Origin of the sequence: Pararhizobium antarcticum, from assembly GCF_001885585.1 — a bacterium.
Lineage (GTDB): Bacteria > Pseudomonadota > Alphaproteobacteria > Rhizobiales > Rhizobiaceae > Pararhizobium > Pararhizobium antarcticum.
The window spans coordinates 1-12844 of record NZ_LSRP01000075.1; the positions used below are offsets into that span (position 1 = coordinate 1).

General features: G+C 60.4%; 14 protein-coding genes. 11 read left to right on the forward strand and 3 right to left on the reverse strand.

The features are described from left to right. The first annotated feature begins 169 nt into the window (after nucleotides 1-169). The 5 genes from AX760_RS08585 to dnaQ are packed head-to-tail and all read left to right on the forward strand — an operon-like array spanning nucleotide 170 to nucleotide 3777. A complete protein-coding gene (locus AX760_RS08585) occupies nucleotides 170-991 on the forward strand; it encodes a pyruvate, water dikinase regulatory protein (protein ID WP_071832468.1) in 822 nt (273 codons plus the stop codon). Nucleotides 992-1030: 39 nt separating this feature from the next. After that, complete coding sequence (locus AX760_RS08590) at nucleotides 1031-1630, forward strand: Maf-like protein (RefSeq protein ID WP_071832531.1); 600 nt, start codon at nucleotides 1031-1033, stop codon at nucleotides 1628-1630. Continuing rightward, nucleotides 1623-2483 (forward strand): shikimate dehydrogenase, encoded by an 861-nt coding sequence (locus tag AX760_RS08595; protein WP_071832469.1) that lies wholly within the window; start codon nucleotides 1623-1625, stop codon nucleotides 2481-2483. Before AX760_RS08590 ends, AX760_RS08595 begins: the two co-directional genes overlap by 8 nt. Next, a complete protein-coding gene (coaE, locus tag AX760_RS08600) occupies nucleotides 2480-3061 on the forward strand; it encodes a dephospho-CoA kinase (protein ID WP_071832470.1) in 582 nt (193 codons plus the stop codon). Before AX760_RS08595 ends, coaE begins: the two co-directional genes overlap by 4 nt. Nucleotides 3062-3072: 11 nt before the next feature. Then, nucleotides 3073-3777, forward strand: a complete 705-nt coding sequence (gene dnaQ, locus AX760_RS08605; protein ID WP_071832471.1) for a DNA polymerase III subunit epsilon — start codon at nucleotides 3073-3075, stop codon at nucleotides 3775-3777. Nucleotides 3778-3841: 64 nt separating this feature from the next. Here dnaQ and secB read toward each other — a convergent pair whose 3' ends face one another. Together secB and AX760_RS08615 are read right to left on the reverse strand one after the other, a co-directional pair. Then, a complete protein-coding gene (gene secB, locus AX760_RS08610) occupies nucleotides 3842-4336 on the reverse strand; it encodes a protein-export chaperone SecB (RefSeq protein WP_071832472.1) in 495 nt (164 codons plus the stop codon). A gap of 81 nt (nucleotides 4337-4417) precedes the next feature. Continuing rightward, complete coding sequence (locus AX760_RS08615; protein WP_071832473.1) at nucleotides 4418-4969, reverse strand: FxsA family protein; 552 nt, start codon at nucleotides 4967-4969, stop codon at nucleotides 4418-4420. 138 nt (nucleotides 4970-5107) lie between these two features. Here AX760_RS08615 and AX760_RS08620 point away from each other — a divergent pair, with 138 nt between their 5' ends. From AX760_RS08620 to gyrB, 5 genes are all read left to right on the forward strand, one after another. Continuing rightward, nucleotides 5108-5812: a Tim44/TimA family putative adaptor protein gene (locus tag AX760_RS08620; protein ID WP_071832474.1), complete on the forward strand. Its 705-nt coding sequence runs from the start codon at nucleotides 5108-5110 to the stop codon at nucleotides 5810-5812. A 12-nt stretch (nucleotides 5813-5824) separates the two neighbouring features. Then, nucleotides 5825-6934, forward strand: coding sequence for a murein transglycosylase A (mltA, locus tag AX760_RS08625; protein ID WP_071832475.1), 1110 nt, complete (start codon nucleotides 5825-5827; stop codon nucleotides 6932-6934). Further along, complete coding sequence (locus tag AX760_RS08630) at nucleotides 6927-7493, forward strand: Smr/MutS family protein (protein ID WP_071832476.1); 567 nt, start codon at nucleotides 6927-6929, stop codon at nucleotides 7491-7493. The genes mltA and AX760_RS08630 overlap by 8 nt, the downstream gene beginning before the upstream one ends. After that, entirely contained in the window at nucleotides 7490-7864 is a 375-nt protein-coding gene (locus AX760_RS08635; RefSeq protein ID WP_071832477.1) for a helix-turn-helix domain-containing protein, read from the forward strand. The genes AX760_RS08630 and AX760_RS08635 overlap by 4 nt, the downstream gene beginning before the upstream one ends. A 137-nt stretch (nucleotides 7865-8001) precedes the next feature. Then, on the forward strand, nucleotides 8002-10437 hold the full coding sequence (gene gyrB / locus AX760_RS08640; RefSeq protein WP_071832478.1) for a DNA topoisomerase (ATP-hydrolyzing) subunit B: 2436 nt from the start codon (nucleotides 8002-8004) through the stop codon (nucleotides 10435-10437). Nucleotides 10438-10496: 59 nt separating this feature from the next. Here the strand turns inward: gyrB and AX760_RS08645 are convergent, their stop codons facing one another. Beyond that, a complete protein-coding gene (locus AX760_RS08645; RefSeq protein WP_071832479.1) occupies nucleotides 10497-11099 on the reverse strand; it encodes a nitroreductase family protein in 603 nt (200 codons plus the stop codon). A gap of 263 nt (nucleotides 11100-11362) precedes the next feature. Between AX760_RS08645 and gabD the strand changes: the two genes are divergently transcribed. Beyond that, nucleotides 11363-12823, forward strand: coding sequence for an NADP-dependent succinate-semialdehyde dehydrogenase (gene gabD / locus AX760_RS08650; protein WP_071832480.1), 1461 nt, complete (start codon nucleotides 11363-11365; stop codon nucleotides 12821-12823). Nucleotides 12824-12844 lie beyond the last annotated feature (21 nt).

Sequence of the window (12844 nt, forward strand, 5' to 3'; positions counted from 1 at the left end):
TGGATCGACGTGACCCTTTGTCGTCCTGTGAGTCTTCTCCACAAGCGCGGCGAAAAACACTTTGCGCCGACCCAATTGTGCATAAGTCGGAGGTTTTCCCCTTGCCTTCCCCCCCTGCGCCCCCTTAGCTGTGTTTGTCCCGCTTTATCAACAGCTGCCGGAGAATAGCGTGGAGAACCAGAAAAACTATTTCCATCTGCATCTGATTTCTGACTCCACCGGCGAAACGCTGATTGCCGCAGGTCGCGCCGCGGCCGCGCAGTTCCAATCCTCGCATGCGCTCGAACATGTCTATCCGCTGATCCGCAACCGCAAGCAGCTTATGCAGGTGATGGAGGCGATCGACGGCGCACCGGGCATCGTGCTCTACACCATCGTTGATCGCGAGCTTTCCGATACCATCAATGCCCAGTGCAAGGAGATGGGCGTGCCCTGTGTCTCGGTGCTCGAACCGGTGATAGACCTGTTCCAGACCTATCTCGGCGCACCATCGCGTCGTCGGTCCGGCGCACAGCATGTCATGGACGCCGATTATTTCGCGCGAATCGATGCGTTGAATTTCACCATGGATCACGATGATGGCCAGCTACCGGCCGATTTCAACGACGCCGATGTCGTGCTGATCGGCATTAGCCGGACCTCGAAGACACCGACCAGCATCTATCTGGCCAATCGCGGCATCAAGACTGCGAACATCCCGATCGTCCCGGGCGTGCCGTTGCCCGATCGTCTCTATGAAGCAACGACGCCGCTGGTCGTTGGTCTCATCGCAACGGCCGACCGAATCTCGCAGGTACGCCAGCACCGGGTGCTGGGCACCACGCTAGGGTTTCACGGCGAGGACTACACCGACCGGGCCTCCATTTCCGAGGAGCTGAAATATGCGCGCGCGCTCTGCACGCGCAACAGCTGGCCAATGATCGACGTAACGCGTCGTTCGATCGAGGAAACGGCGGCGGCCATCGTTGCCCTCAGACCACGTCTGCGCTAAGGGCTCACGCGAATGCCGAATGCCGCGACAGGATCCGCAATGTCAGCCTCACTCATTCTCGCTTCCTCCAGCCCGTTCCGACGGATGCTCATGACCAATGCAGGCCTGACCTTTGACTGGCAGGCGGCAGCCATCGATGAACGGGCGATCGAAAAACCGCTGGAAGACGAAGGTGCGTCACCCCAGGATGTTGCCCTTGTTCTGGCAGAAGCCAAGGCCCGCGCCGTGGGCACAAACTGTCCGGATGCGATTGTCATCGGTTCCGACCAGACCATGTCCCTGGGTGACCGGGTCTTCCACAAGCCGCGCGACCAAGAAGACGCCCGCGATCATCTCCTCTCTCTGTCCGGCCATACGCATCAGTTGAACAGCGCGGTTGTCCTGACGCAGGGTGGGGCGCTTCTCTGGAAACATGTCTCCTCCGCACGGCTGACCATGCGCAGTCTTTCGCCGGCTTTCATCGACAGATATCTCGAGCACGTCGGTGAGCGTGCACTGTCGAGCGTTGGCGCCTACCAGCTGGAAGGCGAGGGCATCCAGCTGTTCGAAAGGATCGAAGGCGACTATTTCACGATCCTCGGCCTGCCTCTGCTGCCGCTCCTCGAAAAATTGCGGGACCTGCGGGTGATCCATGCGTGATTCACGTGAAACATTTGTTAACCATGCTTTCGTTGCGGGCTACCCGATCAAACATTCGCGGTCGCCGCTGATCCACGGATACTGGCTGAAAAGCCTTGCTTTGGAGGGAAGCTACGGTGCGCAGGCGGTCTCGCCGGAGGCTCTGGTCGGATTCCTGCAATCCCTGCGTGACGGCACGTCCGGCTTTGGCGGCGGCAATATCACCATCCCGCACAAGGAACGGGCGTTTTCGCTGTGTGATCGACCGGACGACCTCAGCCGGGAACTCGGGGCTGTCAACACGCTCTGGCTCAAGGACGGCCTCCTTCATGCCACCAACACCGATGGTTATGGCTTCACAACCAATCTCGATGAACGGGCTGCAGGCTGGGATCATTGCGATACAGCGGTCATTCTTGGCGCCGGCGGAGCGAGCCGCGCGGTCATCCAGGCGGTTCGGGATCGGGGTGTAAAGACGATCCATGTCGTCAACCGAACGCTGGAAAAAGCCCGGGAACTCGCAGACCGGTTCGGGCCGAGCATCAGAGCGCAGGCCATGGGCGAAATGCCAGATCTGATGAAGGGTGCCGGTCTGTTCATCAACACAACGTCGCTCGGCATGGACGGCACGCCGGTTCCGCAGATCGATTTCACGACAATGGCCAAGGGCGCGGTCGTTACCGATATCGTCTATGTACCGCTGAAAACGCCGCTTCTTGCCCAGGCGGAAACCCAGGGGCTGCGCATTGTCGATGGCCTCGGCATGCTTTTGCATCAAGCAGCACCAGGTTTCGAAAAATGGTTTGGTCGCCGGCCGGTGGTTGATGCCGCGCTGCGCCAGGTCATCATCGATGACATGGAACGACACGCATGATCATTCTCGGCCTCACCGGTTCGATCGGCATGGGAAAATCGACGACGGCTAAAATGTTTGCCGATCTCGGCATTCCCGTAAACGATGCCGATGCAGTGGTGCATTCCCTCTACAGCGGTGCGGCCGTGGCGCCGATCGAGGCGGAGTTTCCCGGCACGACCCAAAATGGCTTGGTCGACCGTGCAGCGCTGTCGGGTGCGTTGGCGCAGAACCCCACCCGTTTCAGGGCACTCGAGGCCATCGTCCATCCCCTCGTGCGCGAGCGGGAAATGCAGTTTCTGGATGCCCACCGCGCCAATGCCACGCCACTGGTGCTTCTCGATATCCCGCTTCTGTTCGAAACCGGCGGGCGGGACAGAGTCGACAGGGTGGTGGTGGTGACCTGTGATCCTGACATCCAGCGGCAGCGTGTTCTGGCGAGACCTGGAATGACGGTGGATAAATTCGCACTGATTCTCGCACGGCAGATGCCCGATGCTGAAAAACGCGCAAAAGCCGATTACATCATCGATACCGGCGGCGGGCTTGATTCGGCCCGGGCCCAAGTCGCAACCATTGTTGACGATCTCTTGAACTGAGGAAGACCGGAATGCGGGAAATCATCTTCGATACGGAAACCACGGGACTCGACAACAGGCAGGACCGCATCATCGAAATCGGCGGCATTGAGCTCGATAACCATTTCCCCACTGGTCGGACCTTCCACGTCTTTATCAATCCCGGTGATCGCAAGGTGCATCCGGATGCGCTGGCCATTCACGGCATCAGCGATGATTTCTTGAAGGATAAGCCGGCCTTCTCCGGTATCGTCAAAGACCTCGTCGCGTTCTTCGAGGGCGCGCGCTGGGTCGCGCACAATGCGACCTTCGACATGGGCTTCATCAACGCCGAATTCGCGCGCCTCGATTTGCCGCCGGTCTCCAATGATCTGGTGACGGACACGCTGTCGCTTGCCCGTCGCAAGCACCCGATGGGACCAAACTCGCTCGATGCACTCTGCCGGCGCTACGGCATCGACAATTCGCACCGGACAAAACACGGCGCGCTTCTCGACTCCGAGCTTCTCGCCGAAGTCTATATCGAGATGATCGGCGGACGGCAGGCCGCACTCGGGCTGATGTCCGGCGAAAGCCGGGGGGAAGTCTCCGATACCGACGAAACCATCGTGCCGACCGGCAAGCGACCGCATCCGTTGGCGTCGCGACTGAGCGAGGCGGATCTGGCAAGCCATGCGGCTCTCGTGGCAAAGATGGGCGACAAGGCGATCTGGGCTAAATACGATCCGCAGGCCTGAGCGCCCATAAAAAATGCCCGGCTCGTTAAAGCCGGGCATCACAATCAAACACGTAGGAAACAGATCAGTTCGCGGTGCCTGCGACCTGCGTCCGGACCTTGTCCTCGGCCATGCGCTGCGTGAACATCTGCGCGAAATCGATGGGATCGATCATCAGCGGCGGGAAGCCGCCGTTGCGCGTCGCGTCGGAAACGATCTGGCGGGCAAACGGGAACAGGAGGCGCGGGCATTCGATGAACAGCAGCGGCAGCATATGCTCCTGCGGAAAACCGACGATGCGGAAGACGCCGCCATAGGTCAGCTCGACATTGAACAGCATCTTGTCGCCGTCCTTTGCTTCCGCGGTCAGCGAAAGAATGACGTCGAATTCCGTCTCGGAGAGCGGATTGGCATTGACGTTGACATTGATGTTGATCGCCGGGGCCTTGTCGCGGGCCTGAAGCGAACGCGGTGCACCCGGATTTTCAAAGGAGAGATCCTTGATGTACTGGGCGAGAATGTTGAGCGACGGGCTTTCGGTCGCGCCGGCCGCGCCATTTGTTGCTGTTTCGGTCGTCATAAGGCCTTTTCCTTCGGACTTCAATTTGGTGACGCCGTCTAGCATTTCGGAGGAAGGCTTACAACCCTTGCAGCCAGGGGCTCAGCGAAGCCGGTCCTTGTCGTCCGATGGCGGACGCTGCGGATCGTCATGGGAAAACTCATCCTCGTCGAGATCGATCACCTTGGGATTGCTGCGTGTGAAGGCCCCCGTCGCGGTGTTGGTGCCTGTCGCCGGCCCCATGCCTGGCGAAGTGTCGGGTCCACGGCGAAAACCGCCACCGGCAGACATGGAGACGATCGTCATACGGTTCTTGATGGCTTTCCACGTCACTTCGCGAACCGCTGGAATGAACAGCAGCAGCCCCAGTGTATCCGAGAGGAAGCCTGGAATGATCAGCAGGAAGGCCGCAATGACGATCATCACGCCATGCACCAGTTCGCGACCCGGATCGACCCCGCGTCCGGTGGTCTCGCGCAGCCGCTTCATCACGCCAAGACCCTGCACGCGCAACAAGACGGCACCGACCACACCACTGAGCAGAACGAGCAGCAATGTCGTCCACACCCCCACTTCACGACCGACGAGCACGAAGGTTGCGATCTCCGCCAGGGGCAGGGTCAGAAAGAAAAGAGGGATGATCAGGGAACGCATTGTATCCGCTCGGTGATGGAAGGGGTCTGCAAAGCCCGGTCTTTCAGGGCAAAGAAGTGATATAGCCATTTGAATGATCGTGACATGCAGACTATATGGGGTAAGCGCAAGAAATTTTAACAGCGGTTCTGGGTGGAAATGGGCTCTTTTGACTTCGTCACATTGTTTTTTCTGGTTGCTGCGGTGATCATCTTCCTCCAGCTGCGTAATGTCCTTGGCAAAAGGACAGGCAACGAGCGGCCACCGGTGGATCCTTATTCGCCTCGAGACGGGATCGACGCCCCGGATGGGCAGGATCGCGGCAAGGTCGTGCAATTGCCGCGACGCGACGGCGCGACCGACGAGGACAACCGCTACGCAGCCGTTGATGCCTTCGCCAAATCCGGTACGCCGCTCAATGAAGCGCTGCGCCGCATGGTCGATACGGATGCCGCTTTCGACCCGAAGGAGTTCGTCAATGGCGCCAAGATGGCCTATGAGATGATCGTCATGGCCTTCGCCGACGGCGACCGCAAGACGCTCAAGGGCCTTCTGTCCCGGGAGGTCTACGAGGGCTTCGATGCCGCGATCACCGATCGCGAAACCAAGGGCGAGCTGGTGAAGTCCACGTTCGTCGGAATCGAGAAGGCCGACATGGTGCATGCCGAAGTCAAGGACAGCGAAGCCAACATCACGGTCCGCATCATCAGCCAGCTGATTTCCGCCACCTACGATAAGGCCGGTACGATCATCGATGGCGATGCGGAAGCTGTCTCCGAGGTCAATGATCTCTGGACGTTTGCCCGCGATACCCGCTCGCGCGATCCGAACTGGAAGCTGATCGCCACGGAATCGGAAAACTGATCGGACGCTTTGATGGATTTCGAGGTGCAGCCGGTCGCCTTTGCGGATCTGCCCGGCTGGGCGGATGATGATCCGGGGCCGCTTCTTGCGGCCCTTGGCCGTTGCAGGCGGCATGTGACCGAGGTCAAGGCCTACAAGACCGGCACGCTCGGCATTTCGGTCGCGGATCTGATGCCGGCTTTCGAGGCGGCAACATCGGTCAAGACCGATGATCCAATGGCGGCGCGTGCCTTTTTTCAGGACCAGTTCGTGCCATTCCGGATCGATGGTGCGGATGGTCGATCCGGGTTCGTCACGGCCTTTTACGAACCGGACGTCTCCGTCAGCGCGCTCCCGGACGAAACCCATCGATATCCCTTCTATCGCCGGCCGCTCGATCTCATCGATGTCGATATGTCAAACCGATCAACCGGCATGGACGCCTCTTTCGCCTTCGGCCAGAAGGCCGACGGTGGCGTTGTCGAATATCCGGATCGACAGGCGATCGAAGAGGGCTATCTGCACGGGCGCGGCCTGGAGATTGCCTATGCGACCTCCGTGGTCGATGTGTTTTTCGCCCATGTACAAGGCGCGGCACGGCTGGTTTATCCGGATGGATCGGTCCGCCGGATTACCTATGCGGCGAAGACCGGCCATCCCTTCTCTGCCATCGGCAAGCTCCTGATAGAGCGCGGCGCCATCGATGCGGCGACAGTCTCGATGCAGTCGATCCGGCACTGGCTGGCCGATCATCCGGACGAGACGCAATCGGTGCTCTGGCACAATCGCTCCTTCATCTTTTTCCGCGAAGCCGACGTCGATGATCCGGCGCTCGGCCCGATCGCCGCCGCCAAGGTGCCGCTCGTGCCTGGCCGCTCTCTCGCCGTTGACCGGTTGATCCATACATTCGGCATGCCCTTCTTCATCGCCAGCGACAGCCTGACCCATATGGATGGCGACAAGCCCTTCCGGCGGCTGATGCTGGCGCTGGATACCGGATCGGCGATCCTCGGGCCGGCGCGCGGCGATATTTTTACTGGATCAGGCGACGAGGCCGGCCGGCTTGCCGGCTCCGTGCGCAATGACGCGACGTTTTACGTCTTGATTCCGAAGGCGGCCGCGGCAAGATACGGTCATGGCTAAGGAAAAGAAGCTCTCCAGTGAAGACCGTATCCTCTGGGGCAAGGTCGCGCGCTCGACCCGGCCGTTGCCCGGCCGGATGGAGGATCTGGAAGGTTTCGAGCAACCGGTGGCCGAGCCAGAAAAGCCCATGGCGATTGTCGTCAAGCAGGGCAAATCGCTGCGTGATTCGTTTGGCGGCGCGGATGAAGCGGCGCCGAAGAAGCCGGCGCCAAAACTGCACCAGCCGCTGGAAAAGCTGGTCAAGCGCAAGCTCGCCAAGGGGCACCTGACGCTCGAGGCGCGCGTCGATCTTCATGGCATGATCCAGAGCGAGGCCCATGGTTTTCTCCTGCATTTCTTGCTTCGCGCCCATGATCGCGGCATGCGCCATGTTCTTGTAATCACCGGCAAGGGCACCTCGCTTGGCAGCGACGGTGCGCTGAAGCGCGCGGTGCCGATGTGGTTTTCCCTGCCGGAGTTCCGCACGCTGATTTCCTCCTATGAGCCGGCGGCGCGCAATCATGGCGGCGAAGGCGCGCTTTATGTGCGGCTTGCACGGGTGCGGGGCGAAACGTCGTGACGCCGTTCGGAGAGGCGATGCACGCTCTGCGGCACCAGAAGGGCGTTTCCCAGAAGGAGATGGCTGCGGCGATCGGCATATCGGCCGCCTATCTGTCGGCGCTCGAGCATGGCAAGCGCGGCGCGCCGAGTTTTGAATTTCTGCAGCGCGTCGCCGGCTATTTCAACGTGATCTGGGACGAAGCCGACGAACTCTTTCGCCTGGCATCGCTGTCCGATCCCAGAGTGACGCTCGATACGGCCGGTCTTTCGCCGGCCCACACCGCATTTGCCAACCGCCTGGCGGCCCAGATCGGAACGCTTTCCGGTCAAACCATCGCCAGTTTGGAAGATGTTTTGGAAAAAGCCCGATTTGCTGATAATGAACTGTGATGATCCCCTGTTTTCTGCCGCTTCAGGCCGTGCAGGATTTTGGAACCATGGACAAATTCCCTATAGTCCGGAAGGCATTGCGAGGTGATTCGAACCGAATTGTCCCCGCTCGAAAACCTTGGAAAGACCCACGCTGAATGACCGATACTCCCGAAACCGAAACCGGCGGAAATGCCGAATATGGTGCAGACTCCATCAAGGTACTCAAAGGCCTTGATGCCGTTCGCAAGAGGCCGGGCATGTATATCGGCGATACCGACGATGGTTCCGGCCTGCACCACATGGTCTATGAAGTCGTCGACAACGCGATCGACGAGGCGCTGGGCGGATACGCCGATCTCGTCACCGTGACGATGAACGCTGATGGCTCGGTGACCGTCACGGACAATGGCCGCGGCATCCCGACCGATATCCACACCGGCGAGGGTATCTCGGCTGCCGAAGTGATCATGACGCAGCTGCACGCCGGCGGAAAATTCGACCAGAATTCCTACAAGGTCTCCGGCGGCCTGCATGGCGTCGGCGTCTCGGTCGTCAACGCGTTGTCGGTCAAGCTGCAGCTGAAGATCAAGCGCCAGGGCAAGATCCACGAGATCAACTTCACCCATGGCGTGGCCGATGCGCCGCTGAAGGTGATCGGCGACAGCAATGGCGAGACCGGGACGGAAGTCACCTTCCTGCCGAGCACCGAAACCTTCACGATGATCGACTTCGATTACGGCACGCTGGAACACCGCCTGCGCGAACTCGCCTTCCTGAATTCGGGCGTTCGCATCCTGCTGACGGACAAGCGCCATTCCGATATCCGCGAAACCGAGATGCTCTATGACGGCGGCCTGGAAGCGTTTGTCGCCTATCTCGACCGCGCCAAGAAACCGCTTGTAGCCAAGCCGGTTTCGATCCGGGGCGAAAAGGACGGCATCACTGTCGAAGTGGCCATGTGGTGGAATGACAGCTACCACGAGAATGTGCTGTGCTTCACCAACAACATTCCGCAGCGCGACGGCGGCACGCACATGGCCGGTTTCCGTGGTGGCCTGACCCGCCAGATCATCTCCTATGGCGACAGTTCCGGCATCATGAAGAAGGAAAAGGTGACGCTCACAGGCGAAGATTGCCGCGAAGGTCTTACCGCCGTGCTCTCCGTCAAGGTTCCCGATCCGAAATTCTCGTCGCAGACCAAGGACAAGCTGGTCTCCTCCGAAGTCCGCCCGGTCGTCGAAAGCCTGGTCAACGAAGCACTGAGCACCTGGCTGGAAGAACATCCGGGTGACGCCAAGATCCTCGTCGGCAAGGTCATCGAAGCGGCCGCCGCCCGTGAAGCGGCCAAGAAGGCCCGTGAGCTGACCCGGCGCAAGGGCGCGCTTGATATTTCCTCGCTGCCCGGCAAGCTGGCCGACTGCTCCGAACGCGACCCAGCCAAATCCGAACTGTTCCTGGTGGAGGGTGATTCCGCCGGCGGCTCGGCCAAGCAGGGGCGGTCGCGCGAAAACCAGGCGATCCTGCCGCTGCGCGGCAAGATCCTGAACGTCGAGCGGGCCCGTTTCGACAAGATGCTGTCGAGCCAGGAAATAGGCACGCTGATCACCGCTCTCGGCACATCGATCGGCAAGGACGAGTTCAACCTCGCCAAGCTGCGCTATCACAAAATCATCATCATGACGGATGCCGACGTCGACGGCGCCCATATTCGCACGCTACTGTTGACCTTCTTCTTCCGCCAGATGCCGTCGCTGATCGAGCAGGGGCACCTCTATATCGCCCAGCCGCCGCTCTACAAGGTATCGCGCGGCAAGTCAGCCCAGTATCTGAAGGACGAAAAGGCACTCGAGGAATACCTGATCTCGATGGGCCTGGAGGACGCGTCGCTGCATCTGGGTTCGGGCGAAGTTCGCGCCGGCCAGGACCTGCGTGAAGTTATCGCCGATGCGCTTCGGCTGCGCAGCCTGGTCGAAGGCCTGCATTCCCGCTACAGCCGCTCCGTCGTCGAGCAGGCGGCAATTGCCGGGGCGCTAAACCCGGAACTGAACAACAACCAGGCCCAGTCCGAAGCCACGGCTGCCGAGGTAGCCAAACGCCTCGACCTGATCGCCGAGGAAACCGAGCGTGGCTGGACCGCCGTGGTTGCCGGCGATGGCGGCTTGAAATTCGAGCGCATGGTGCGCGGCGTCAAGGAAGTTGCTGCCCTCGACATGGCTTTGATCGGCTCTTCGGATGCACGCCATATCGACCAGCTGACACCACGGCTGAAGGAGATCTACGGTCATCCGCCGATCCTGCGGCGCAAGGATGGAACGCTCGAAATCAGCGGTCCGCGTGCGCTTCTCGACGCAATCTTCGCTACTGGCCGCAAGGGCCTTTCGATGCAGCGATACAAGGGTCTCGGCGAGATGAACGCCGAGCAGCTCTGGGAAACAACGCTCGATCCGAACGTCCGCTCGCTGCTTCAGGTCAAAGTTCCCGATGCCACCGATGCCGATGGCCTATTCTCGCGCCTGATGGGTGACGAGGTCGAGCCGCGCCGCGACTTCATTGTCGAAAATGCCCTGAACGTTGCCAACCTGGACGTCTGACGTCCTTGTCTTGCAGAATTTCAAACCACGCCGCCGCAGGGCGGCGTGGTTTTTTGTTGTCAGGCGGCGACAAAAGTCCCGTTGAAGGCGATTTCCGACAGCGGCCGACGCGGGCTTGGGGTCTCGCGCGCCTGCAGCTGCTCGGGAAGCTGGGTTTTGTCGCCGACCTTGCCGATCGCAATTGCCGCTTCGACGCGGTAGCCCTCCGGAATACCGAGAATCTCGACGGCCTTGTCGAAATGAATGCCGGTCATGCCATGCGCCTGGAGACCGTCGAGCTGCGCCTGATGGGCGATCGCACCCCAGGCCGCACCGGCATCGAAGCTGTGGCTATAGGAAAACTTTGCCTCCGTCGCGCCCGGTGCCGTAAAATGCGTCTTCGAAATGACGATGACGATGGCGGCTGCAGACTTGGCCCAGCTCTGGTTGAAGTCGTTGAGAATGGGGAAAAGCGTCTGCCACTGTTCCGTGCCGCGCAGGGCATAGGCAAAACGCCAGGGCTGCGAGTTGAAGGCAGATGGCGCCCAGCGGCCAGCCTCGAGGATCGTCAAGAGGTCCGCTTCGGACATGGTCTGGTCGGCAAAGGCACGCGGCGACCAGCGGTCGAGGAACATGGGCTCGATCGGAAAATCGGCCTGGCGATGATTGCTGGTGGTGGTCATGGCAATGGTCCCGTCTGTTTGTGCCGTCGATGTCGTGAAAATCGGGGGCAATTTGTGATGACGGTCTTTTACCCTCTCGGCAAGGCTGCGGAAAGGCAGCGTTGTGGAGATGGAGTGTTTCCGTTTCGCAGACGACGGCCGGAAAAGGACCAAAGGGCTGGTGTTGCCGGGATGGATCAGCCAAAATTTGCCGCCGCCCCCTTATCGACATTCCAAAATAACTTGTATAAGTTCTGCAAAGTTTTTGAAAAAGGATCGCCGCGATGACACCCACACTGAAAGACCCTTCGCTTTTTCGTCATGCCGCCCTCGTCGGGGGGGAGTGGATCGAGGCTGATCCGGCGACCGGCATTGCCGTGAACAATCCGGCCACGGGCGAGATCATCGGCCATGTTCCGAAGCTTGGCGCCGCCGAGACGAAAACCGCGATCGAGGCCGCCCGGGTCGCGCAAAAGGGCTGGGCTGCCCGAACGGCGAAGGAGCGCTGCGGCATTCTGCGCAAGTGGTTCGACCTGATGATCGAGAACAAGGACGATCTTGGCCGCATCCTGACGCTCGAGCAGGGCAAGCCGCTCGCGGAAGCCACGGGCGAAATCGTCTATGGTGCGAGCTTCATCGACTGGTTTGCCGAAGAAGGCCGTCGCATCTATGGCGATCTCATCCCCGGCCACCAGCCGGACAAACGGTTGATGGTGATGAAACAGCCGATCGGCGTGGTTGCCGCCATCACCCCGTGGAACTTCCCCAATGCGATGATCACCCGCAAGGCCGGACCAGCCTTTGCGGCCGGTTGCGCCATGGTGCTGAAGCCGGCGTCGCAGACGCCGTTCTCGGCCATCGCGATCGCCATCCTGGGCGAACGTGCCGGGCTTCCGAAGGGCCTTTTCTCCGTCATCACCGGTTCGGCTGCCGCAATCGGTGCGGAAATGACATCCAACCCGACCGTGCGCAAGGTGACGTTCACCGGATCGACCGAAATCGGCATCGAGCTTTACAAGCAGAGCGCGCCGACCATCAAGAAACTCGGGCTGGAACTCGGCGGCAACGCGCCGTTCATCGTGTTTGACGACGCTGACCTCGACGCCGCCGTCGAAGGCGCGCTGATCGCCAAGTTCCGCAACAATGGCCAGACCTGCGTCTGCGCCAACCGGATCTATGTGCAGGAGGGCGTCTATGACGCCTTTGCCGAGAAACTGGCAACGGCCGTCGGCAAGCTGAAGACCGGCAATGGCATGGACGAGGGCGTGATCCTTGGTCCGTTGATTGACAAATCGGCGCTGGAAAAGGTTCAGGAGCACATTGCCGATGCGCTCGGCAAGGGCGCCAAGGTGCTGCAGGGCGGCAAGGCGCACGCGTTGGGCGGCACCTTCTTCGAGGCGACCATTCTGGGTGATGTCACCAAGGACATGGCCGTTGCCCGCGAGGAAACTTTCGGTCCGCTGGCGCCGCTGTTCCGCTTCAAGAACGAGGCCGACGTGATCGAGCAGGCCAATGATACCGAGTTCGGCCTTGCCTCCTATTTCTATGCCCGTGATCTGTCGCGCGTCTTCCGTGTCGCCGAAGCGTTGGAATACGGCATGGTCGGTGTCAATACCGGGCTGATCTCGACGGCCGAAGCGCCGTTTGGTGGCGTCAAGCTCTCCGGACTTGGCCGCGAGGGCTCGAAATACGGCATCGAGGAATTCGTTGAGGTCAAATATGTCTGCCTCGGCGGCATCGCCTGATATTTCCGATGTTCATGGCAA